The sequence below is a fragment of the Prochlorococcus marinus CUG1417 genome, assembly GCF_017695975.1.
Classification (GTDB): Bacteria; Cyanobacteriota; Cyanobacteriia; order PCC-6307; family Cyanobiaceae; genus Prochlorococcus_A; species Prochlorococcus_A marinus_AG.
This window is the reverse complement of the sequence record NZ_JAAORN010000002.1, coordinates 214,604-237,723: the sequence shown is the minus strand read 5'-3', so window position 1 is coordinate 237,723 and position 23,120 is coordinate 214,604. Positions and strand designations below refer to the sequence as shown.

19 protein-coding genes and 2 tRNA genes are annotated in these 23,120 nt (G+C 32.9%); 11 read left to right on the top strand and 10 right to left on the bottom strand.

Annotated elements, in window-relative coordinates; genetic code table 11:
• Window positions 1–56: 56 nt before the first annotated feature.
• Window positions 57–129 (bottom strand) — tRNA-His (locus tag HA140_RS07335).
• 130 nt (window positions 130–259) lie between these two features.
• Between HA140_RS07335 and HA140_RS07330 the strand changes: the two genes are divergently transcribed.
• Together HA140_RS07330 and HA140_RS07325 are read left to right on the top strand one after the other, a co-directional pair.
• Complete coding sequence (locus HA140_RS07330; RefSeq protein ID WP_209040477.1) at window positions 260–1,495, top strand: amidohydrolase family protein; 1,236 nt, start codon at window positions 260–262, stop codon at window positions 1,493–1,495.
• Between the two features lie 36 nt (window positions 1,496–1,531).
• Window positions 1,532–2,887 carry an FAD-binding oxidoreductase gene (locus tag HA140_RS07325; RefSeq protein ID WP_209040476.1) on the top strand — a complete coding sequence of 452 codons (1,356 nt, stop codon included), beginning with the start codon at window positions 1,532–1,534 and terminating at the stop codon, window positions 2,885–2,887.
• On the opposite strand, the gene HA140_RS07320 is transcribed toward HA140_RS07325, so the two are convergent.
• The 4 genes from HA140_RS07320 to murA all read right to left on the bottom strand — a co-directional run bounded on the left by HA140_RS07320 (window position 2,884) and on the right by murA (window position 7,282).
• Entirely contained in the window at window positions 2,884–4,116 is a 1,233-nt protein-coding gene (locus HA140_RS07320; protein WP_209040475.1) for a bifunctional folylpolyglutamate synthase/dihydrofolate synthase, read from the bottom strand. The two genes, HA140_RS07325 and HA140_RS07320, sit on opposite strands and share 4 nt — an antisense overlap.
• A gap of 11 nt (window positions 4,117–4,127) precedes the next feature.
• Window positions 4,128–5,303 (bottom strand): aspartate aminotransferase family protein, encoded by a 1,176-nt coding sequence (locus tag HA140_RS07315; protein WP_209040474.1) that lies wholly within the window; start codon window positions 5,301–5,303, stop codon window positions 4,128–4,130.
• Window positions 5,304–5,308: 5 nt separating this feature from the next.
• A tRNA-Leu gene (locus tag HA140_RS07310) sits at window positions 5,309–5,390 on the bottom strand.
• Between the two features lie 521 nt (window positions 5,391–5,911).
• Window positions 5,912–7,282, bottom strand: a complete 1,371-nt coding sequence (gene murA / locus HA140_RS07305) for a UDP-N-acetylglucosamine 1-carboxyvinyltransferase (RefSeq protein WP_209040473.1) — start codon at window positions 7,280–7,282, stop codon at window positions 5,912–5,914.
• Between the two features lie 159 nt (window positions 7,283–7,441).
• Between murA and HA140_RS07300 the strand changes: the two genes are divergently transcribed.
• Genes HA140_RS07300 through HA140_RS07285 form a run of 4 tightly spaced genes read left to right on the top strand, consistent with a single transcriptional unit; the run spans window position 7,442 to window position 11,392 of the window.
• Complete coding sequence (locus HA140_RS07300; RefSeq protein ID WP_374938788.1) at window positions 7,442–8,314, top strand: TrmH family RNA methyltransferase; 873 nt, start codon at window positions 7,442–7,444, stop codon at window positions 8,312–8,314.
• Window positions 8,315–8,325: 11 nt separating this feature from the next.
• Window positions 8,326–9,765 (top strand): dihydrolipoyl dehydrogenase, encoded by a 1,440-nt coding sequence (lpdA, locus tag HA140_RS07295; RefSeq protein ID WP_209040472.1) that lies wholly within the window; start codon window positions 8,326–8,328, stop codon window positions 9,763–9,765.
• A 12-nt stretch (window positions 9,766–9,777) separates the two neighbouring features.
• Window positions 9,778–10,665, top strand: a complete 888-nt coding sequence (gene trpC / locus HA140_RS07290; RefSeq protein ID WP_209040471.1) for an indole-3-glycerol phosphate synthase TrpC — start codon at window positions 9,778–9,780, stop codon at window positions 10,663–10,665.
• Window positions 10,666–10,720: 55 nt separating this feature from the next.
• Complete coding sequence (locus tag HA140_RS07285) at window positions 10,721–11,392, top strand: hydantoin utilization protein A (RefSeq protein ID WP_209040470.1); 672 nt, start codon at window positions 10,721–10,723, stop codon at window positions 11,390–11,392.
• On the opposite strand, the gene sodX is transcribed toward HA140_RS07285, so the two are convergent.
• The 3 genes from sodX to HA140_RS07270 form a co-directional block, all read right to left on the bottom strand.
• Window positions 11,351–11,743 carry a nickel-type superoxide dismutase maturation protease gene (sodX, locus tag HA140_RS07280; protein WP_209040824.1) on the bottom strand — a complete coding sequence of 131 codons (393 nt, stop codon included), beginning with the start codon at window positions 11,741–11,743 and terminating at the stop codon, window positions 11,351–11,353. The two genes, HA140_RS07285 and sodX, sit on opposite strands and share 42 nt — an antisense overlap.
• 8 nt (window positions 11,744–11,751) lie before the next feature.
• A complete protein-coding gene (gene sodN / locus HA140_RS07275; RefSeq protein WP_209040469.1) occupies window positions 11,752–12,225 on the bottom strand; it encodes a superoxide dismutase, Ni in 474 nt (157 codons plus the stop codon).
• 78 nt (window positions 12,226–12,303) lie between these two features.
• Window positions 12,304–12,876, bottom strand: coding sequence for an FKBP-type peptidyl-prolyl cis-trans isomerase (locus HA140_RS07270; RefSeq protein ID WP_209040468.1), 573 nt, complete (start codon window positions 12,874–12,876; stop codon window positions 12,304–12,306).
• 86 nt (window positions 12,877–12,962) lie between these two features.
• Here HA140_RS07270 and HA140_RS07265 point away from each other — a divergent pair, with 86 nt between their 5' ends.
• Window positions 12,963–14,450, top strand: a complete 1,488-nt coding sequence (locus HA140_RS07265; RefSeq protein WP_209040467.1) for an acyltransferase — start codon at window positions 12,963–12,965, stop codon at window positions 14,448–14,450.
• Here HA140_RS07265 and mnmA read toward each other — a convergent pair.
• Window positions 14,443–15,600 (bottom strand): tRNA 2-thiouridine(34) synthase MnmA, encoded by a 1,158-nt coding sequence (gene mnmA, locus HA140_RS07260; RefSeq protein ID WP_209040466.1) that lies wholly within the window; start codon window positions 15,598–15,600, stop codon window positions 14,443–14,445. The two genes, HA140_RS07265 and mnmA, sit on opposite strands and share 8 nt — an antisense overlap.
• Before the next feature lie 46 nt (window positions 15,601–15,646).
• Between mnmA and HA140_RS07255 the strand changes: the two genes are divergently transcribed.
• Window positions 15,647–17,212, top strand: coding sequence for an NAD(P)H-hydrate dehydratase (locus tag HA140_RS07255; protein WP_209040465.1), 1,566 nt, complete (start codon window positions 15,647–15,649; stop codon window positions 17,210–17,212).
• Between the two features lie 141 nt (window positions 17,213–17,353).
• Window positions 17,354–18,295, top strand: a complete 942-nt coding sequence (locus HA140_RS07250; protein WP_209040464.1) for an RpoD/SigA family RNA polymerase sigma factor — start codon at window positions 17,354–17,356, stop codon at window positions 18,293–18,295.
• Window position 18,296: 1 nt separating this feature from the next.
• Here the strand turns inward: HA140_RS07250 and pdhA are convergent, their stop codons facing one another.
• Complete coding sequence (pdhA, locus tag HA140_RS07245) at window positions 18,297–19,334, bottom strand: pyruvate dehydrogenase (acetyl-transferring) E1 component subunit alpha (protein ID WP_209040463.1); 1,038 nt, start codon at window positions 19,332–19,334, stop codon at window positions 18,297–18,299.
• 148 nt (window positions 19,335–19,482) lie between these two features.
• Between pdhA and HA140_RS07240 the strand changes: the two genes are divergently transcribed.
• Together HA140_RS07240 and ffh are read left to right on the top strand one after the other, a co-directional pair.
• Complete coding sequence (locus HA140_RS07240; RefSeq protein WP_209040462.1) at window positions 19,483–21,591, top strand: IMS domain-containing protein; 2,109 nt, start codon at window positions 19,483–19,485, stop codon at window positions 21,589–21,591.
• Between the two features lie 47 nt (window positions 21,592–21,638).
• Window positions 21,639–23,099: a signal recognition particle protein gene (gene ffh, locus HA140_RS07235; protein WP_209040461.1), complete on the top strand. Its 1,461-nt coding sequence runs from the start codon at window positions 21,639–21,641 to the stop codon at window positions 23,097–23,099.
• Window positions 23,100–23,120: the final 21 nt, after the last annotated feature.

Genomic DNA, 23,120 nt, shown 5'->3' with positions numbered 1-23,120 from the left:
TATGATTCTTTAATTCAAAATTACAAGTTAAATAATTTTGCTGCAATTTTTTTGAGGGCGAGCGAGGGGATTCGAACCCCCGAATAGCGGCGCCACAAGCCGCTGCCTTAACCACTTGGCGACGCCCGCCTCACATTTATAAATTTAACAACTCAAGGGTAAGTTTTCATAGTTATTTTTATCATTTAGCGAAATTTGAATTATTTTCTAGTTCTGTAAAGTTTTCTTATGTCTTAAAATAAAAGTAAATTATAAAAATGTGAGTAATTCCGGCAAAGCCGAGGTTCTTATTCCCAGAAGCCTTTGTTTAATAGAAGATTTTGATGACCTCACTATTGATGTTGAGGATTTATGTTCAGTTTCCATCGGTTGGGAGGATGGATTTGTTTCAGTATTAAAACCTTTAAAAAGTAAAAATACAAAACCAAATAAAATTTTATTTCCAAGATTTGTTGAAACTCATTCGCATTTTGATAAATCATTTACATGGGCCGATTTTCCTAATCTAGAATCAAACTATGGAGGAGCTTTATCAGTAAATCTCAAAGAACATAAAACCAGAACTACAGATAAAGTTATTGAGAGAGTTGAGAAATCATTAAAACTTGCCATTCAAAATGGATACCGAGCTATTAGAAGTCACATTGATACATACAAAAGTCAATCGATTGATATTTGGACTGAACTTTTTAAATTACAAAAAAAATTTTCATCTGAATTGACTTTACAATTCGTTGCTCTCGCTCCATTGGAATTCTGGAATACTTCTAATGGAGAAGAGTTAGCAAAAATATTTTCATCTCATGGAGTCGTTTTAGGGGGTGTTATTGTTCCTCCCTTTAATAAAAAAGATACAAGTAAATTTCTTGCAAAGATGCTTCTTCTCGCGAGTGAATATAAATTAGAGATTGATTTGCATATAGATGAATCAAGTATTGAGCCTGGAGCAGGAATAAAACTTTTATTAGAAACAATAGAAAATTTAAAAATTAATAGTATCCCAATAACTTGTAGTCATCTGAGTAGTCTTATTTCTCTAAATGATAGTGAGATTTTAAATTTAGGAGAAAAAATGGCTGAGAAAAATATTAAGGTTATTGCTTTACCCCTTACAAATTTTTGGCTGTTGAATAGAAATAATAAAACTATCCCTTCAAAAAGGCCAGTCGCGCCAATTAAGCAATTACAAAAATCTCACGTAGATGTATCTCTAGGTAGTGATAATGTTCAAGATCCTTGGTACCCATTTGGTAACTTTGACCCTTTTTATACGTTGTCGTGCTCAATACCTATGCTTCAACTAAATCCATGGGACAGGATGACTCTATCTTCTATTTTTTTAGCTCCAAGTAGGTTATTAAACCTAGAATGGGATGGTTTAATTAAAAAGGGCTGCCCTGCTGACTTTGTGATTTTAGATGCACAAAGATGGGCAGATGTTTTTTCGAGTAACCTAAAAAGAAAAGTATTTATTAAAGGCGATTTATATTGCTAATCGGCTAATTTATATACAAAACAATAGAATTTATTAATGACATCAAATACTCTTAAATTTATAGACAAATTTAGGGCAGTCAACAACTTAGAAATTATTGAAAGCCAATCTGACATAAAAAGACTTTCAAAAGATTTTTATAATTACTCTCCAATCCTTACTGAAAAATTAGACGAATGTATTGCCGATTTGGTTGTAAGACCTAAAGATCAAAAAGCTATAAAGGAAGTAGCAGAAATTTGTTGGGAATTTTCTATCCCAATTACTTTAAGGGGAGCAGGAACAGGTAATTATGGGCAAGCCGTCCCATTATTTAAAGGGGTTGTAATGCAGATGTGTCATTTTAATAAGTTGGAAGAATTTGATCCAGATACAGGTTTTGTAAAGGTACAGTCTGGCTGTGTTATGGGAGATTTGAACAAACAATTAGAGAAATATGGGAGGGAATTGAGGTTGCTTCCTAGTACTTGGAAAACTGCAACAATTGGAGGTTTTATTGCAGGTGGATCGGGAGGTATTGGGTCCATAAGGTGGGGATTTCTACGAGATCCAGGGAATCTTATTGGTTTAGAGGCAGTAACAATGAATGAAAAACCTGCATTATTAAAATTTGATGCTGAAGAATCCGAACCTCTAAATCATGCTTATGGGACTAATGGAATAATTACTTCTCTATTACTTGCGACTGATATCAAACGTAAGTGGTATTCAATAGTTATCGACTGTATTGAATTTGAAAAAACAATAGAAATATTAAAAACTCTTACGAGCGCAGCAATTGATCTGAAACTAGGAGCAATTCTTGAAGATGAAATTGTTGATCAAATGCCAAAATGGTTTAACAGTAATTCTAAAAGTCACAAGATATTAATTCAATCTACTCTTGGAGGAACAAAAACCATCGAGCTAATTTGTAAAAAATTCAAAGTTGAATTTACTTTCCTTGGGGAAGAAGAAAAACTCGTTAATGGAATTTCTGAAGTCGTATGGAATCATACAACTCTTCATATGAGGTCTAGGGATAAAAATTGGACTTATTTGCAGATGCTTTTGCCACTTAATAATGAACTAGAGTTGATCAATTTTTTGAGAAAAAAATGGGGTAGAAAAGTTCTTTGGCATTTAGAGGCAGTTTCTCAACAAGGATCACCGCGATTAGCGGCGTTGCCTGTATTAAGGTGGAATGGGTTAGATGAATTAAATGAAATAATGGAAGATTGTAAGAAATTTGGGGCGTTTATTTTTAATCCTCATGTTTTAACTGTAGAGGGAGGAGGTCTAGGAGTGGTTGACGCAGATCAAGTAAAAGCGAAATTAAAATTTGATCCTAAAGGGCTATTAAATCCAGGGAAATTGGAAGGTTGGGAAGTAAGGGAACAATTTAATGTTTAATATTTTTGTTTATTTACGAAATTAATAAATTCAGCAACTAAAAAAATAGAACCTGTTAGAACAGGATGATTAGGTGGCCATTTCTCTAGGGAAAACAAATACTCAATTGCAAGTTCAAATGTTTTAAATTCAATTGTTTTTTGAAAGTCAATTTCTTTAATCTGAGAGAGATCGTTTAATTGCCAACTAGGTTGGTTTGGTACTGGCACAAGTAATAAGTGATCATTTTTTTTTAGAAGTGTTTTTAATATTGCGCAAATATCTTTTTGTTTTTGGACACCTAAAATCCAATAAATTCCTTTATCTTCATTCTCCCAATTGCTTCTTTCATTAGAGAGTGCTTTTGCCGCAGGATAATTATGCGCACAATCTACAAGAATTTCTTTGTTGAAATAATTTATTATTTCTAGCCTTCCCTTCCAAACTGCCTTTTTAAGACCTTCAGATATGTGTTTTTCTTTAATATTAAATCCCAACTTATTGAGAGCTTCAATTGCTCCAAGTGCGACTGAAGCATTTTGCTGTTGGAAAATTCCTTTTAATCCAAGCTCATAACTGTTTGAAATCGAATCTTTCCAGATAATTTCTGCTCCAACCTCTTCAACTTTTTTGTTTATTAATTTTTCAACTTCAATGTTTTGGTTGAACGATATGACAACTGAGTTTTTTTCAATAACTGCTAATTTCTCTTTGGCAATTTTTTCAATGGTATCTCCAAGAAATTCTTTATGATCTAGGCCAATATTCCCAATAGCAATTATTGGTCTAGATTTATGGGCTGTTGTCGCGTCCAATCGTCCCCCTAAGCCAGCTTCAAGAATGAGTAATTCAACTTTTTTATTGTCAAAAAAATTTAGTGCGCAGCAAATGATTTTTTCAAAAGGAGTTAATTCAAATGCGGAAAAATTTTTTTCTACCAATCCATAGATTTTTTCAAAATCAGTTTTTTTTATATTTTTTTTATTAACTCTAATCCTCTCGCATACGTCCAAAAGATGAGGAGATGTCGTTACACCAAAATTCCTTTCGGCTTCAAAAAGTATACTTTCTAAATATGCCGCGATTGATCCTTTCCCATTGGTTCCGATAATTTGTATTGCAGGGATATTCTCACAAGGATTACCAAGTTTTTGAAGTGCTTTTTTAATTCTTGATAAACCTAACTTGATATTATCCCTTTCGTATTTAGGAGATAATAATTCAAAAGTTTTTAAATTTGCATTTTTCAAAATTTAAATTGCTATAACTCTTCAAAAATTGAATTTAGTTTATCCAAAAGAATATTAATTTCTCTTCGAGAAATAACTAATGGCGGGACAATCCTTACAACATTTCCTCCTGCAGGAACTACCAGTAATCCTTTATCAAAAGCTTTTGTTGTAATTTTTTTTGCATCAGCATAATTATCATTGATTACAAGACCTTGTATTAAACCTAAACCTCTTTTCCCATTAATAATATTTGGAAATTTTTTTGACAATTCTTCAAACCCAGCACTTAATTGTTTCCCTCTTAGATAAACATTATTGATAATATTTCTTCTATTTATTTCTTCTAATACAGTTAGGGCAGCTTTACAAGCGAATGGGTTCCCTCCAAAAGTGCTTGCATGATCTCCTGGAGAAAAAATGTTGGCTTTTTCTTTTACCAATAATGCTCCAATTGCATGACCTCCTCCTAATCCTTTAGCAAGGGTGAATCCATCAGGTTCAATTCCTAAATTCTCATAACCCCACATTTTCCCTGTCCGACCTACTCCACTTTGGACTTCATCTAAAATGAGAAGAGAATTATATTTATCACATATTTCTCTCAAGCTTTTAAAAAATATTTTACTACCAGGAATTACACCGCCTTCGCCTTGTATTGGTTCAACTAAAACACCGGAAATTTTTTGGTCATTATTTTCACACTCTTCAAATAATTTTTTTACCGAATCAAAATTGTTAAATTTAAAAAATTTGAACCCTTGAATCATTGGTTCGAAACCTTTTTGATATTTTGGTTGTCCAGTGGCACTCAAGGCTGCAAGGGTCCTTCCATGGAAGCTGGATTCTGCTGCGAGAATTATTGATTCTTTACCTTTATTTGTTTTATTTCCATATTTTTTAATTAATTTAATTGCTGATTCATTTGCTTCCGCACCACTATTACAGAAGAAGACGCTTTTAGCACAACTCATATTCGTTAAAGTTCTGCTTAATTGTTCTTGTTCTTCAATGTTGTAGAGATTAGAAATGTGCTGAATCTTTTTTAGTTGAGTTGATAACCTTCTTCTTAAAACTCTGTCGCTATGTCCAAGACTACAAGTTGCTATACCAGCGACTGCATCAAGATACCTTTTGCCTGTTTTGTCCCATAGCCAACAACCTTTTCCTTTTTTGAAAGATATATCGAATCGACTATAGGTATTCATCAAAGTGGGAGCGGTCGGACTTGAACCGACATACCCGAAGGTGCCGCATTTTGAGTGCGGTGCGTCTACCAATTCCACCACGCTCCCAAGGCTTTTGAAAAAATTAACTTTTTTATTATAACAAAAATCAACTTATTGACTATTGTTTTGGTCAAGGAACAGTTATCAAGATAACGTTTGTTAATAGTTAATCTTTTCGATAAAAACATAGAATTATTTATTGCATTTGCTGACAAGAAATGAGGGGGAAAAAGAAAATTTAAACATTTATGATACATTTTTGTGATTAAATGCGATTAAAAGTCTTTTTTAAAAGGAGATAGCTTCATGATTAGTAATATTGTGTTATATTTGAAGAAAAAAGCAAATGTCTAAAACTCAAGCTAAAAAATTATCCTTTAAATTTGTCCCTTTTCTTTTTATTGCAGTAACTATACTTACAACATTCGGATCCAATAGCGGAAGTTGGGCATGAACGAATTCAAATTTAATGGTTTAAATAAAATTTGGTCTAATCGCTTTCTAGTTTTGTTTATATTATTTTTGGGTTGTATCTCATTAATTAATATTGCTTACGTTTAAATAATTATCCTTATGCTCTTAAGAATTTAGGCAACTCTATATCGAGCAATATCTGCAGGGTCTGAACTGTTCTTTAATTCTTTATTTGTCAAAGTTTTTTTGTTGAATTCTCTTGTTATTTTTATACCCAAAATTTTTAATTTTGATTCAAAATTTTCGTAGCCTCTATCTAAATGCTCTAAACCAAAAATCCTACTATTGCCTTCAGCTATAATCCCAGCAATTATTAATGCAGCTGAAGACCTCAAATCAGATCCAACTAGATCCATGCCCTTAATTTTTTTAACACCTTTGATGTGAGCTATATTTTTGTTTAGTTTTATACGGGCGCCCATTTCATTAAGTAAATAAATATGATTCATTCTGTTTTCGAAAATTGTTTCAGTTATCTTTGATTCACCATTTGCTATTGTCATAAGAGTTGTAAATGGTGCCTGCAAATCAGTAGGAAAGCCTGGGAAAGGAGCTGTTTCAATATCTACTCCTTTAATTTCTTTACTCTTTATAGAAATCGAATTACCTTTAATCGTGATTTTACTCCCACTCTCTTGAAGTTTATTAGTGACAGCTTCAAGGTGATGAGGGATTACTGGAGAAACTGTTATTGAAGAGGAAGTTGCAGCAGCAGCTATTAGAAAAGTTCCAGCTTCTATTCGGTCTGGAATTACTTTATGGGTACATCCGCCAAGCTTATTAACACCATCAATAATAATTGTTTCTTTACCGGAGTCATAAATTTTTGCCCCCATTTTATTAAGCATTTGGCATAAATCCTGAATTTCAGGCTCTCTAGCAGCATTTTCAATAGTAGTTCTTCCGTTAGCTAAAGATGCTGCCATTATTAAAGTTTCAGTAGCACCTACACTTGGACAATTTAATTTAATATGAGTGCCATGAAGTCTATTTTTGTCCCCCCTTGTTTTTGCTTTTACAATTCCCTCTTCAATAATAATGTCTGCTCCTAGTGCGATTAACCCATTAATGTGCTCGTCTATTGGCCTTGAACCAATATTGCATCCACCTGGTAAAGGTACTTGAGCTTCTCCAAATTTAGTTAATAGTGCACCTATACAAAAGAAACTAGCTCTTAATCCTTTAACAAGTTCATATGGAAGTTCTTTAATCGAAATAGTTTTTGGATCTATTTCTAGTTGGTTGTTTTTACGAACTAAATTCACTCCTAAATTCTTTAAGATATTCCCCATTTTTTCAATATCAGTGAGGAAAGGTACATTTTCAAGAATTATTTTTTCATTAGTTAGCAATGATGAGGCTAATAAAACTAATGCGGAATTCTTCGCACCACTTATTTCAACTATTCCATTTAATTTGCCTTGGCCAAGAATCTTTAAATTTTGCGATTTAAGATATGACTTCGTTTTGCTCCCGCAAATCATTAAGACTTAATTTATTAGATTCATCATGACAAACTAATAATATTAAGTCCACCCTATGTAACGTCATGAATGTTAATTAAAAGTGAAAATGTATTTTTTGATTTCTTGAGAAATAAAAATTTAATAAATAATTGATCAAAATGTTTATGTAATTAAAATATAGTTGATAACAAATTTTTCAAAATACTCATAGAAAATACTTTTTTAAAAATAACTAGTAAGAACAATAATCTAGTTAAAAGATTTAGATCATTTAAAAGAGGATCATCTCCAAAAGATCAAGACTTTTTTTGCATAGAGGGTACACATCTCATTGAAGAATTGCTGAAGTCTGGAAAAAATCCCTCTAAGATTTTAGTTACCGAAAAATGGCTAAGAAAGAATCATAATCTAAGTAAAAAATTTGATGAGTCATTAATAAATATTGTCTCAGAGGAAGTCTTGGCATCTGCGATTTCAACAATTAATCCAGATGGGATAGCAGCTTTAGTAGATATTTCAGCAATACCTAATTATCAATTTAATAGAAAAGATGATTTTGTTCTTGTTCTCGACAGAATTCAAGATCCTGGGAATATGGGTAATCTATTTAGAACCGCTTTAGCTGCGGGTGTTAATGCAATTTTTTTAGCTGGAGGTGCGCATCCATTAGGCCAAAAGGTATTAAGAGCATCTTCAGGTGCTGTTTTTCATCTGCCATTTTTAAGATTTGATGGAAATGAAGAAGAAAGATTAAATTCTTTACTTAAGTCTTTATCTGAATTATCAAATGTAGGATTTAAGATTTTCTCTACTAGTAGCCATAATGAGAGTTCAAAAAAACCTTCAAAACCATATTGGGAAGTTGATTGGTCTAGACGTACCGCATTAATTTTGGGTAATGAAGGTCAAGGTATTCATAAAAAAATTCAAGAAGCTTTTCATGAAACAATTACAATTCCGCATAGTGAGATTGTAGAATCATTAAATGTGGCTTGTGTTGCAGTTCCGTTATTACTAGAACGAAAAAGAGTCGCATACACCTCTAAATAAATAAATAAAAAGTGACTGATTCAAGTTTTGATTTTGATTTAATCGTAATAGGAGCAGGATATGGAGGTTTTGATGCCGCTAAACATGCTGCTGGTAAGGGACTGAAAGTTGCAATAGTAGAATCTTCTGATATGGGAGGCACTTGTGTTAACAAGGGTTGTGTTCCCTCTAAAGCTCTTTTGGCTGCAAGTGGAAAAGTTAGAGAAATAGCTAATTATGAACATTTAGCTAAATTTGGTATACATGCTTCACCAGTAAGGTTCGAGAGATCAAAAATTGCAGATCATGCAAATAATTTAGTTTTAAATGTTAGAGAAAATTTAACAAAAACTCTTAAAAGGAGTGGAGTTGAAATTATTTTGGGCATTGGAAGAATTGAAGGAAATCAAAAAGTAGGTGTAAGAGATAAAAACGGAATTGATAAAATCTTCACATGTAAGAATATTGTTATAGCAACAGGCTCCTCTCCTTTTGTGCCCGGTGGAATAACTTTGGATAATAGGACTGTATTTACTAGCGATGATGCGGTTAAACTTGAGTGGCTTCCAAGATGGATAGCAATTATTGGAAGCGGATATATAGGTCTAGAATTTGCTGATGTATACACCGCGCTTGGTTGTGAAGTTACCATGATCGAGGCTCTGGAGAATATTATGCCAACATTTGATCCAGACATCACTAAAATTGCTAAGAAGAACCTTATTCAAGCAAGAGATATAGACACAAAATCAAATGTCTTTGCTACAAAAATAACACCTGGATGTCCTGTAAAAATAGAACTTACTGATGCAAAATCTAAGGAAGTTGTAGAAACTTTAGAAGTTGACGCTGTACTAGTCGCAACAGGCAGAAGTCCTAATAGTAATAACTTAAATCTGGAGTCGGTTGGTATCGAAACAGTAAAAGGTTTCATTCCTATAGATGATCAAATGAGAGTTAAGAATGGTGATGAAATAATACCTAACATTTGGGCTGTTGGAGATGTAACGGGTAAACTAATGCTTGCCCATACAGCTGCAGCGCAGGGTACTATTGCTGTTGATAATATTTGCGGTGGTAATGTCGAAATTAACTATAAAAGTATCCCTGCAGCAACCTTTACTCACCCAGAGATAAGTTCAGTTGGTCTCTCTGAAGTTGAAGCTAAAGAGATATCTACAAAAGAAAATTTTACTTTGGGAGTTGTCAAAAGTTTCTTTAAGGCTAATTCAAAAGCATTGGCTGAATTAGAGAGTGATGGATTGCTAAAGTTGATTTTCAACAAAGATAATGGGAAAGTATTAGGTGCTCATATTTTTGGGTTACATGCAGCTGATTTAATTCAAGAAATTTCAAACGCTATTTCAAGGAACCAAGATGTAATTGAATTATCTAAAGAAGTTCATACTCATCCTACTCTTAGTGAAGTAGTTGAGGTCGCATATAAACAGGCTGCTTCTCAAATAAAATAATATCTAAAATTAATGGAGATAAGACGCAGGCCACCAAATCCAACAGTAAGGGTAGAAAATTTAGAATATGCTGTACCTCATAGAGAAGCACAAGCAAAAAACATTCTGGAAGAAATTGTATGGCACAAGGATATTGAAATTAAGAATTTTAAAAAAATAGTCTCTTTAGAAGATCTCATCAAAAAGATTGAAAAACTTCCTACTCCTAAAGATTTTTACAAAAATATCTTGGAGTCAAAAATAAAACCAGGAGTTATTGCTGAAATAAAAAAAGCTAGTCCAAGTAAAGGAGTTATTAGAAAAGATTTTAACCCTGAAAACATAGCAATTTGTTATGAAGGATTAGGTGCATCATGTATCTCGGTACTTACCGATAAAAGGTTTTTTCAAGGTAGTTATGAAATACTCGAAACTGTAAGGAAATCAACTAATCTCCCTCTACTCTGCAAAGATTTTATTATTTCTGCTTATCAGATTTATAAAGCAAGGGTATCGGGTGCTGATGCAATATTATTAATCGCTGCGATTTTAAGTGATGATGATTTAACTTATTTAAAGAAAATAGCTGATAATTTAAAGATGAGTGTTCTTGTTGAAGTCCATAACTCTAATGAATTAGAAAGGATTCTAAAGTTAAAATCTTTTAATTTGATTGGGATAAATAATAGGGACTTAAAGACTTTTAAAACGGATTTAAAAACATCAAAAGAATTGATGCATACATATGCAGATATATTTTTAAAACAAAATATTATTCCCATTAGTGAATCTGGAATTAATTGTGCCGAAGATTTAGAATCGCTTAGATCTATTGGAATCATGGGAGTATTAATTGGTGAAACTTTTATGAGAGAAACTGATATTGAACAATCGTTCAAGAAATTATTTAACTCAATTTAATATTGACTTCAAATCGTGCTATAAAATTGAATAAACAGAGTTGTACTGAATATAAATGCAGGCTGTAGTTTTAACAGGTATAGTTGCAGGATTTGTGCATGTTGTTAGTGGCGCTGATCATCTAATTGCAATGGTACCAGCAGCGATTAATAATCCCCAAAAAGCTCTTAAAAATAGTTTCTCATGGGGTTTGGGACATTCTTCAGGAGTCCTCTTGTTGGCTTTTCTAGCGATTTTTATTAAGGATATTACTCCATTAAATAAATTTTCTAGTATTGCCGAATTCCTAGTTGGAATTTCACTTTTAATTGTTGGAGTATTTGCTATAAAAAATTCTTTTCAATTAAGTATCCACTCGCATTCCCATATGCATGAGAATGGAATTGCCCATCGTCATTTTCACGTTCATGTTAAGGAACAAAAAAATAATAATAAGCACTCACATGCTTTGACTGGTTTAGGCTTGCTACACGGTATAGCTGGAGGTTCACATTTTCTTGCAGTTCTTCCTGCTTTAGCACTACCTTTAACAAGCGCTTGCTTATATTTGATTTCATATTTGATTGGTTCACTCCTAAGTATGAATCTTTTCACTTGTTTAATATCTTTTACTACCTTCAAAGCAAGTCAAAAATTTATTAAAAGATTAATAGCTGTAGCAGGAGGGCTTTCCTTTTCTTTGGGATTATTTTGGATTCAAAGAAGTGCTTCTGTTTTTTTGAATTAAAAAATTTTTTAATTTAGGAATAATTAATTTAGAAGTGACAATCCCAATTATTTTTTCGTTATTGATTAATCCAAATTTATTACTATCTTCGCTAAATTCAATATTGTCACCAAAAACCTCAATGTTATTTTGATTTACTGAATTTATCCTTTTTATTAGGTTTTTATTTTTAATTGGATGATTAAAAATAACTATTTGTCGATTTTTAAGTATTGATTTATTCTTTTTATATTTTTTAAAAAATACAATATCTCCTTCTTTTAGGTAAGGAAACATCGAATCACCACGAATAATTGCGGTTTTTCTTAAACCTAAAAAAAATAAAATAAAATCAAAAAAACTTTTGAAAATAATTTTGATTAACTAGCTTTTACAAAAGCGTCTGATCTTCCTTTTGAGGCCCAGAAAATATTATGAATTTTTTCTACATAACTCATAAGTTCTTCAGCTTGGGCTAAGTCAACATTAACTTTGCATGCACTGCATAATTTGGCCGCCTTCCAAATGGTTTCATGTAAGTCTGGATAAGTTTCTAAGTGAACTGGTTTAAAGTAATCTGTCCACAAAATTAGAATCTCTTTCTTTGTTTCTTTTGCTTGCTCTTCTTTAACTGCAACATATCTAGAAAATGTATTACTGTATGCAGCCCACTCTGCTGAATCAGTGCTGGAAGGAGCTTCTAATGCAATAAGTTTTTTTGTCATTGATAAAACTGCTTCAGCTGCAACTCTAGTAGACGCTGGGTCGTAAACACCACAAGGGCCATCGCAGTGAGCATGGACTTTCATTGGAGATTTTTTATTTAGAAAAGAATTGATGAATTTACTTAACATTTCAAATATTTGGTGTTGTATATATATTACTTGGAGATTAACTAAATTGAAAAGTCTTAGATATTTTTCTTACTTAATTTAATTGACTTTTAATAATTCAACTTCAAATATTAAAGTCGCATTAGCAGGTATTACATTTCCAGCTCCTCTTGATCCGTATCCAAGTTCCGGAGGTATTGTTAATTTTCTTTTGCCTCCAACTTTCATGCCTGCTACACCTTCGTCCCAACCTTTTATTACTCGTCCAGCACCCAATGGAAAGCTGAATGGAGCTCTGCCGATACTGGTATCAAATTGTGTCCCATCTTCTAGAGTTCCTGTGTAATTTACAGTAACTGTTTGCCCAGCACTAGCCTCATCACCTTCCCCGTTTACGATATCTGCGATAATTAGACCACTTTCTGTAGTCCTTGAATTGTTGTCTGATGGTGTTTCTTCTGCCATAGCGAAAAGTATAGGATTTGGATCTGATGGGTCTAGTTCAAATAAATTATTATTTGAGACATTTGATGATTTTGCAGCATTTGTTCTTTGAACTGACTGAGTTTCTGATTCAGCAGCATTAACAACTTGTGGTGAATTAAATTGACTGAAAAGAGTTAATGAAACACAAAAAACAAAAATTGCAAAACTAATAAAGACTTCTTTCACTTAAATTTTGAAAGTTACTAGAACTTAGTCTACAGAATGAAGGTACAATAAACGGGTGATTATAAATTTAATTTCGTAATTTTAGATTGTTAATCCCAATTCAAATTAAAAGTCTAAGACAATATTTTTATCCTTGTTTAGGAGGGATTTTAGGAGGAATTTCAGTTTCAACTAATTTTTGGCTAATTTTTATGCCGATATCATTATTTATTTTATGGAAGGGAAGTGAAAGGAGAATAGCAAACTTTTGTTGGGGTTTTTTCTTTGTCTTGATAAGTCATTCTTGGCTTTATGATCTTCATCCATTGACATGGCTTGGGTTTTCATGGCTTACAAGTTTAATTATTGCCATTTTAATATTATTATTTTGCGCTTTTTTGGGTGGGATATTAGTTTATTTATGGGGATTGTTGGTTGAAATTATTCTCTGGAAGGAGGATGTTTTCAAAATTAAAATATTATCTTTAACAGTAAAAGTATTTTTTTTATCTTTGACTTGGGGTATTGGTGAATTGATACTTTCTCAAACACCTTTTTTTTGGATAGGTTTAGGAGAGAGTCTTATCCCAGGTGATATTTATCTTGCTGGTTTAGCAAGATGGATTGGTGCGAGTGGCTTATGCGTATTACAAATATTGATTGGATTTTGGATTTTTTATATGCAAGGTAGATGGGAAAGAAAACTTTACTTTAAAAAAATATTTCTTTTAGGACTTTTGATTTTTATTTTTTTACATTTATTTGGAGGTTTAACAACTCCAATAAAAAGAAATTATGAATATCCAGTGGCTATTTGGCAAACTAATATGCCAACAAGAGAAAAATTAAAAATAAATGATGAATTTATTGAAGAAAAGCTATCTATCGCTCAAAAATATGCTTTATCAAACAAGGCGAAACTTCTTGTTGCTCCTGAAGGAACTCTATCTAATAATTTTTATTTTTCTAAAGGCATTAAGGTTAATACCTTATCAGGAGGTTTCAGAAATTCAAATAATGAATTAAGAAGTTCTTTACTCGGATTTCAAATTGGAGATAAATCTTTTACCTCATTTATAGATAAAAATAGACTTGTTCCAATAGGTGAAAAAATACCTAGATTTCTAGATAGTTTTTCAAGAGGATTATCTGCAGTAGGAGGAATTCAACCAGGCTCTGATTCAAGATTTTTTGATCCTAAATTTACACCCCCACTAGCAGTAGCTATATGTTACGAAATTAGTGATGGACTAGAAATAAGAAAGGCTATTAATAGCGGTGCAAAACTGATAATAACTGCAGCAAATTTAAATCCATATCCAGCTAAGCTTTATAATCAATTCCTATCTTTGGCTAGATTAAGAAGTATTGAAAATAAGAAAAATAATTTAATAGTATCAAATACAGGACCTTCGGGCTTAATTCAAGATGATGGAAAAATAATTAAACTTTTAGACTATGATGTTGAGAAAAATGAAATATTGTTCCCTAATTTTTCATCCGAAAAGACTTTCTATACAAAATTTGGAGATAAACCTATTTTGTTTTTGTTTATATTATTTATGGGATTAAATATCTTTTGGAAAATTAACTAATTAATCCACCACCTAATAAAATTTCTCCTTTATAAAAAACTGCAGCTTGTCCAGGCGTTACCGAACTTTGACTTTCTTCAAAAATTAATTTAAATGTTGTAGTTGTATTATCTAAATTTTTCAAAGGTATTAATGTACCTTTTACTGGATTACTTCTATATCTGATTTGTGCTTCTACTTCTATCTCTTGCTCAGGATCTTGGATTGAAACCCAGTTAATCTTACTAATAATTGCTTCTTTATTAAATAGATCACTTTTGTCTGCTACATAAACTGTGTTTTTTACCCTGTCTAAACTTTTTACATATAGTGGTTCAGGCCAAGCGATGCCCAACCCTTTTCTCTGACCTACCGTAAAGTGCTGAATTCCATTGTGCGTCCCAAGGACTTTCCCATTTACATGCACAATTTTTCCTTCTTTGGGTTCTATGTGTTTGTCGATAAATTTTTGCATTGATCCATAATGCTCAACTAAACATAAATCTTGACTTTCTGGTTTTTGAGCAGTTCTAAGGCCTAATCTGATGGCTTCCCTTCTTGTTTCTTCTTTTTTCATTTCACCAAGAGGAAATTCTAATCTGCTTAGTACTTCTTGAGAAAGAGAATAAAGAAAATAACTTTGGTCTTTGTTTTCGTCAGCACCTCTAAGAAGAAGGTATTCCTTAAATACAAGGCTCTTGCAATCAAGTGCTCTAGCATAAGATGATTTTTTTATCCTTGCGTAATGTCCCGTCGCAATATGAGTAAAGTCTTTTTTGCTTATTGCGTAATTGAGCATCTCTTCAAACTTCACATTTTTGTTGCACATCGAACATGGAAGTGGAGTGAATCCTTTCTCATAGCTTTCAGTTGTTTTTTTAATTACCTCTCTTTCGAAAATTTCTCTTGAGTCTATTATTTTATGGTTAATTCCCAAATCTTCACAAAGGCCAGCAGCATCTACTAATCCTTCAGAACAACAGGAGCCTTGTCCTTTCATTAACCAAAGAGTTAGTCCCTCAACATTCCAGCCTTTTTCTACAAGAAGAGCAGCTGAGAGGGAACTATCTACGCCACCAGAAAGACCTACAATAATATTTTTCTTCTTTTTAGTTTTATTATTAGAAGAAAAAAAGTTCTCTAATTTTTTATCCTTTTGTGTCTTTAACATGGAAGTTTAAATTTTTGAAAAGTACTTCAATTGCTTTGTACTCATTATGAATGAAATTGTATGGCCAACAATTGACTCTGAACATTTAATTGTTGATTCAAAGCAAATGTTGAAATTAGAGAAAGAAATGTTTTCTGATGGAATGCCACAAGAAGCATTGATGGAAAAAGCTGGTATCCAAATTAGTAGATGGCTCTTAAAAAAGAAACCTCTTCTCAAGCATGGAATAACTGTTTTTATAGGTCCTGGCCATAATGGTGGGGATGGTGCAGTAATAGCTAGAGAGCTTTTTTTGAAAGGTTTTTATGTTCAGGTATGGTGCCCATTTCCGATAAAAAAAACATTAACAAATAAACACCTTAATTATCTTACATCTATTGGTGTCACAAAATTAGTAGAACCTCCTGATGCAAATAGAAAAGAGCTTTGGATTGATGCAGTTTTTGGTAATAATCAAACAAGAAAAGTTGATGATAAATTAATTAAACTGTTTAATCAAAAATTTTATAAAAAATCTGGAAAGGTAATAAGTATTGATATTCCAACAGGATTATGTCCTGATAAGGGTGAGCCTTTTTTAGATAACGCAGTAAAGGCAGACTATACCTTAGCTATTGGTCTTTATAAGCTTGGGTTAATTCAAGATTCTGCTTTGCCTTTTATTGGAGAATTGCACCATATAGATATTGGGATGCCTGCTAGTAAACTGTCCAAAGTTGATGAAAAAATTTTTAAGGTTACTTACAAAGATATAAAAAATATTGATTTACCTTCTTTACCAAAAAATTCCAACAAATATCAAAGAGGTAGAACATTAATAATAGCTGGAAGTGAAAAATATCCTGGGGCTGCATACTTAGCATTAAAAGGGGCCATATCAAGTGGAGCAGGCTTTATCTCTGCAGTCCTTCCGGGGATGGTTGCTGAATCTATTTGGCAAGTTGCCCCAGAAATAGTTTTAAAAGAAACTATGCAATCTAACCAAAATGGCAATGCATCTTTATATAGCGCATTAAAGAATATTGATTTAAGCGGGTTTGATTCATTAGTTGTCGGTCCAGGAATAGGAATTGATAAGGATGATTGGCAAAAATCAAAGGACTATCTTATTGCTTTTGAAGGACTATTGATCTTGGATGCAGATGCACTTAATAGGATTTCGGATTCTAAATTGGGGTCAAATTTCTTTTTAGAGAGAAAATTTAAGACATGGATTACACCGCACAGCAAAGAATTTGGAAGGTTATTTCCTAATATCAAAGCTCAGAACAATGTTGGGCTTGCTAGTTATGCGGCAAAAAAATTCAATATCAGTATTTTGTTAAAAGGAGCTAACAGTATAGTTGCTGATAATAAAAAAGTATGGCAACTTTTTGGAACCGATTCTCAGACAGCTCGAGCTGGATTGGGCGATCTTTTATCTGGTTTTATAGGTGGTAGTTCTGCGATGGATTTAACCTTGTGTAGAAATATATCAACAGATTTTTTTGCTAAATACGTACTTTTACATTCATTTGCCGCATCGAAGAGCAAAAGTGGTTCAAATGCTTCTGCTATAGGTGATGGACTGACAAAATTAATGAGAAATATAAAAACGAGACAAATATCTTGAAAGAAACAATTTAATAGAGTTATTTATAGTTTTAAACACATAAGTGTACAAATATTACTTGAAATCTGAAGCGCGCATTAAATATTGGGGTATTTTCAAAAAACTGTAGGAGAGTTTTAATACCTTATTAGGTCAAAAAAAATGGTTTCATCAATACCAGCTCAAGCTGAACCGCAAAAAAGAAAAGGTAATGATCCAATAAGTTGGTATTTGCAAAATATCGGTAGAGTACCTTTGCTTACACCCGCTGAAGAAATTGAGTTGGGTAACCAAGTGCAAAAAATGATGATACTCACAGAAGATGGTCAGTTGAATGAAAAAAATAAAGAATTTACAACGCAGCAAAAAAGAACAATAAAAATTGGGAGAAGAGCAAAAGAGAGAATGATGAAAGCTAATTTAAGGTTAGTTGTTAGTGTGGCAAAAAAATATCAAGGTAAGGGACTTGAACTTCTTGATTTAGTCCAAGAGGGTTCTCTAGGTTTGGAAAGGGCTGTTGAAAAATTTGACCCTACGAGAGGATATAAGTTTTCTACTTATGCTTTTTGGTGGATCCGACAAAGTATGACAAGAGCAATTGCTTGTCAATCACGAACGATTCGTTTACCAGTCCATCTAAGTGAGAGATTAGCTTCTATAAGAAAAGTTAGTAGGGACTTGGCACATAAACTAGGTGCTATGCCAAGCAGAATTGAAATTGCAGAAGCAATGGAAATTGATGTTGAAGAATTAGATTCTGTTTTAAGACAAGCTTTATCAACTAGTAGTTTAGATGCTCCAGTTAGTGGTGACGATGGTAGAAGCTTTTTAGGGGATTTAATTGCAGATAGTAATAATGAAGAGCCCTTAGACCAAGTTGAACAGAAAATGCATCAAGAGCAACTTGGGAAGTGGTTAAGCCATCTAAGCGAGCAAGAACAACATGTTCTTAAATTGAGGTTTGGATTAGATGGTAATGAAAGACATACACTTGCTGAAATAGGAAGATTATTAGAAGTTTCTAGAGAAAGAGTTAGACAGGTTGAACTCAAGGCATTAAGAAAACTAAGAAATTTAACCAGAAAATTGCCCAGTGGTATTTAATCTAATCTTCAGCCCAAATATATTTAGTTAATTCTTGTGAAGGAGGTTCAGGTGCTTCTAAAGCATTTTTGACTGACTCAGAGATTTCTGTGTCTATTTTTTTTTCAATACTTTTTAACTCTTCTTCCGTTGCGAATTTACCATCGATAATTTCTCGCGCTAATTTTTTAATAGGATCTCTTTTTCCCCAAAACTCCTTTTCTTTCTCAGACCTTAATTCATCTGGATCTGCGAGAGAATGCCCCCTGTATCTATAAGTCAAGCACTCCAAAAGTGTTGGCCCTTCTCCTGCCCTAGCGCGTTCAATTGCTCTTTGTGCTGCTCCTCTTACTGCTAGTACATCCATCCCATCAACTTCCTCGCCATGCATACCAAAAGCGGAAGCTTTTCTCCAAATTTCAGGATTGCTAGTTGCTCTGTCGTGAGCCATACCAATAGCCCATTTATTATTCTCAACAACAAAAATTATGGGTAATTTCCATAATTGAGCCATATTTAAACATTCAAAAAACTGCCCATTATTGCAAGTCCCATCTCCAAAAAATGCTGCAGTTACTGAATCACTACTATTATTATTAGCAACATCCTTTTTATATTTACTTGAAAAGGCTGCTCCTAAAGCGACGGGAATCCCTTCTCCAATAAATGCATACCCTCCTAGTAAGTGATGCTCTTTTGAAAATAAGTGCATCGAACCCCCTCTGCCTTTGCTGCAACCTGTAGCTTTACCAAAAAGTTCACTCATTACTTCAAAGGATGGAACTCCTGCACTTAGTGCATGAACATGATCGCGGTAAGTACTACAAAACCAATCATGTTTTTTTTTCATGGCGCCAATTACTCCCGTGCTTATAGCCTCTTGGCCGTTATATAAATGAACGAAACCGAACATTTTTCCTCTGTAATACATCTCTGCACACTTATCTTCGAATCTCCGACCAAGCGTCATGTCTTCATAAAGAAATAAACCTGTTTCACGATCTAACGTGGCTTTTTTAATGTCTTGAAGATTTGAGATTCTCTCTACGTGTGTTTCCAAGAAAATACCTTAATGAAGTTTTGATTTGTTAACATTCTAAGCTGTGAAGGGCGATTTTCATGTTTTTTTTTAATAACTCTGTAAGACCTTATGAAAAAAATTTTTAACTTGATAAAATTTGTCTAAGAATTTTCAATAGGATATTTGTTTGGAACTTCCTTTAGACCATTTCCGTTTAATTGGCGTGAGCCCCTCTGCAACATCTGAGGAAATACTAAGAGCATTTCAATTACGGTTGGATAAAACGCCTGATGAAGGTTTTACTTATGAAGTTTTAACCCAAAGATCTGAGTTGCTTCGCCTGACTGCTGATTTACTTACAGATCCAGAAAGTAGAAGAAATTACGAAAATTTGTTATTAAATGGATCATCAGGACTAGAGTTTCCCTCAAATAGAGAAGTAGCAGGATTAATACTTCTGTGGGAATCAGGTTCCCCAAAAGAAGCTTTTAAGATCACAAGAAAAGCTTTGCAACCCCCACAAACTCCAGCTTTAGGAAGTAGTAGAGAAGCTGATTTAACTTTATTAGCTTCTTTAACAGCTAGAGATTCAGCAATTCAAGAACAACAACTTAGATCTTATTCAAACGCAGCAGACTTTTTATCTGAGGGGATACAACTTCTTCAGAGAATGGGGAAGCTTGGAGAAAGAAGGAAAGAACTCGAAGAAGACTTGGCGGCTCTTCTTCCTTACAGAATCTTAGATCTACTTAGTAGGGACCTAAATGATCAGGATTCTCATAAAAAAGGCTTAGATATGTTGGAAAATTTAATAATTAAAAGAGGTGGTTTGGAGGGTAATAATAAATCTGAATTTGGAGATTATCTAAATCAGCAAGAATTTGAATCTTTTTTTCAACAAATAAAGCCTTTTTTGACAGTGCAAGAACAGGTAGATTTGTTTCTTGAATTACAAAAAAGAGGATCATTAGAAGCAGGATTTTTAGCCTTTCTATCATTAACAGCTATTGGCTTCTCGAGAAGAAAGCCCGAAAAATTATTTGAAGCAAGGAGAATTTTAAAGAAACTAAATTTATCAGGTTTAGATTCAATGCCTCTTATGGGTTGTTTAGATCTGCTTTTGGCAAATATTGATCAAGCTTCTGCAAGATTTTCTAGCAGTTCTGATGAAAATTTACGAGATTGGCTTAACAATTATCAAGGAAACAAGTTAGAAGCAATATGTGTTTACTGTAAAAATTGGTTAGAGAACGATGTTTTAGTTGGTTATAGAGATATTGAATCAAAAGAGGTGGATTTGGATTCTTGGTTTGAAGATAGGGAAATTCAAGAATTTATTGAAAAATTAGAAAAGAAATCCACCAAGACTACAATAAAATCAAATCTTCAAAATCAACAGATAAAAGAATCATCCTCGATAAACAGTACTGAAGATATTGATAGTTCATATGCGAATGTTGATGAAAGGGGATTACCTTGGCCTGGCGGTATTAAACAAGTATATGAGAAGTTTGATATTCAAGAAAATAAACTTAATCATGAAATGATTAAGAATAAACCAATAGAGTTTTATAGGTTTTTAATTGAAAAAATTGCAGAATTAAAATTTAGTTTTGGAGAATTTTTGAAGGATCAAGAAATTATTGGTAAGTCACCTTATTTGATTTATCTATACGCGTTTTTGATCTTATTCTCATTTGGTATTGGAATTGGATTTTTAAGGAATAATTTTAAAAATTCAATCCAGGATGATGCTTTTATAAATAAATCTTTTCTTGCTGCTGATAAAAATCAAAAAAAGGTTAGTGAGAAAAATATTATTCAAGAAATAAAAAAAAATCCTTCAAACAAATTGAACTCTACTCTAAATAAATCTAATTCTATTAATACTTCTGAAATTAAAGAACTTATTACAGCCTCGCCCTCTTTAGGAGAGATTAGAAATTTAATTAATATATGGCTTTCAAATAAAAGCAATTACTTAGCTGGAAAGAGTGAAATTAATCTCTCTAAGGTTGTTACAAATGGTTTGATTAATAGGACTATCGAAGAAAGACAAAATGATATAAATAAAGGAATTTATAAAGAAATTAATTCCCAAATACAGAACATAGATTTGAAATCACAAACTTCCTCTAGGATTGTTGTTTTAGTTGAATTAAATTATTTGGAGCGAATAATAAAGAATTCTGGAGAATTAATTAATGAAACATCATTGAATCCGCTTAAAGTTAAATATATTTTGGGTTTTTCTAATAAATCATGGAAATTGGTTGATTTTGTAAGTGGAGTGTAAGTATAAACTTCTAGATCATCTATAATAATTAAAAATTCTTTTTTATAATGTTTGATGAACTCTCATCACGCTTTGAAGACGCAGTAAAAGGTTTAAGAGGCGAAGCTAAAATTAGTGAAAATAATATCAATGATGCCTTAAATCAGGTAAAAAGAGCACTTCTTGATGCCGATGTAAGTTTATCTGTAGTAAAAGAGTTCATATCAGATGTCAAAAATAAAGCTATTGGGGAAGAAGTCGTTAGGGGGGTAAACCCAGGACAGAAATTTATAGAAGTTGTAAATAAAGAATTGATTAACATCATGGGGAATGAGAATTCTCCATTAAATGAAAATAAAAATAGTCCCACAGTTATTTTAATGGCTGGACTTCAGGGGGCTGGTAAAACAACTGCAACAGGAAAATTAGGTCTTTATTTGAAAGAAAAAGAAAAAAAAGTTCTTTTGGTAGCTGCAGATATTTATAGACCAGCAGCTGTAGAACAGCTTAAAACTTTAGGTAGTCAATACGACTTAGAGGTTTTTTCGGCTAAAGAAAAAAATAGCAAACCTGAGGAAATAACTAAGGACGCATTGAATTATGCGAGCGATAATAATTTTAACTCAATCATTATTGACACTGCAGGAAGATTGCAAATTGATGATTCAATGATGAGTGAAATGGTAAGGATAAAAGAAGTTTCTGATCCTGATGAAGTTTTACTTGTTGTTGATTCTATGATTGGACAAGAAGCTGCTGATTTGACAAAGTCATTTCATGAAAAAGTAGGAATCTCTGGGGCAATACTAACCAAGTTGGATGGTGACTCAAGAGGAGGTGCTGCTTTATCAATAAGAAAAATAAGTGGTAAACCTATCAAATTTATAGGTGTAGGCGAAAAAATAGAGGCACTACAACCATTCCATCCTGAGAGAATGGCTAGCAGAATTTTAGGAATGGGAGATGTATTAACACTTGTTGAAAAAGCTCAAAAGGAAGTTGAGCTTGCTGATGCAGAAGCTATGCAAAAGAAGCTTCAAGAAGCAACTTTTGATTTTAATGATTTTGTTAAGCAAATGAGATTAATCAAAAGGATGGGATCACTTGGTGGATTAATAAAACTAATACCTGGAATGAATAAAATTGATGAAGGGATGATAAAAGATGGAGAAGATCAACTTAAAAAAATAGAATCCATGATCTCCTCAATGACTCTTGAGGAGAAACAAAAACCTGAGGTTCTGGCTGCCCAGCCTTCAAGAAGACAAAGGATCGCTAAGGGTAGTGGTTATGAAGCAAAAGATGTAGACAAAGTACTAGCTGATTTTCAGAGAATGAGAGGTTTTATGAAACAAATGTCGAATGGAGGAATGCCAGGAATGGGAGGAATGCCAGGAATGGGAGGAATGCCAGGAATGGGAGGAATGCCAGGAATGGGAGGAATGCCAGGAATGGGAGGAATGAGTGGTAACAAACCGATGAAAAAACAAAAAAATAATAAAAAGAAAAAAGGGTTTGCTGATTTGTAGTATCTAAATCTTTACCTTTGA

Bases quoted from the DNA above. Each gene is read 5' to 3' on its own strand.
- HA140_RS07325 (WP_209040476.1), top strand. From the start codon at position 1,532: ATGACATCAAATACTCTTAAATTTATAGACAAATTTAGGGCAGTCAAC.
- HA140_RS07315 (WP_209040474.1), bottom strand. From the start codon at position 5,303: ATGAATACCTATAGTCGATTCGATATATCTTTCAAAAAAGGAAAAGGT.
- murA (WP_209040473.1), bottom strand. From the start codon at position 7,282: ATGATTTGCGGGAGCAAAACGAAGTCATATCTTAAATCGCAAAATTTA.
- trpC (WP_209040471.1), top strand. From the start codon at position 9,778: ATGGAGATAAGACGCAGGCCACCAAATCCAACAGTAAGGGTAGAAAAT.
- HA140_RS07285 (WP_209040470.1), top strand. From the start codon at position 10,721: ATGCAGGCTGTAGTTTTAACAGGTATAGTTGCAGGATTTGTGCATGTT.
- sodN (WP_209040469.1), bottom strand. From the start codon at position 12,225: ATGTTAAGTAAATTCATCAATTCTTTTCTAAATAAAAAATCTCCAATG.
- mnmA (WP_209040466.1), bottom strand. From the start codon at position 15,600: ATGTTAAAGACACAAAAGGATAAAAAATTAGAGAACTTTTTTTCTTCT.
- HA140_RS07255 (WP_209040465.1), top strand. From the start codon at position 15,647: ATGAATGAAATTGTATGGCCAACAATTGACTCTGAACATTTAATTGTT.
- HA140_RS07250 (WP_209040464.1), top strand. From the start codon at position 17,354: ATGGTTTCATCAATACCAGCTCAAGCTGAACCGCAAAAAAGAAAAGGT.
- ffh (WP_209040461.1), top strand. From the start codon at position 21,639: ATGTTTGATGAACTCTCATCACGCTTTGAAGACGCAGTAAAAGGTTTA.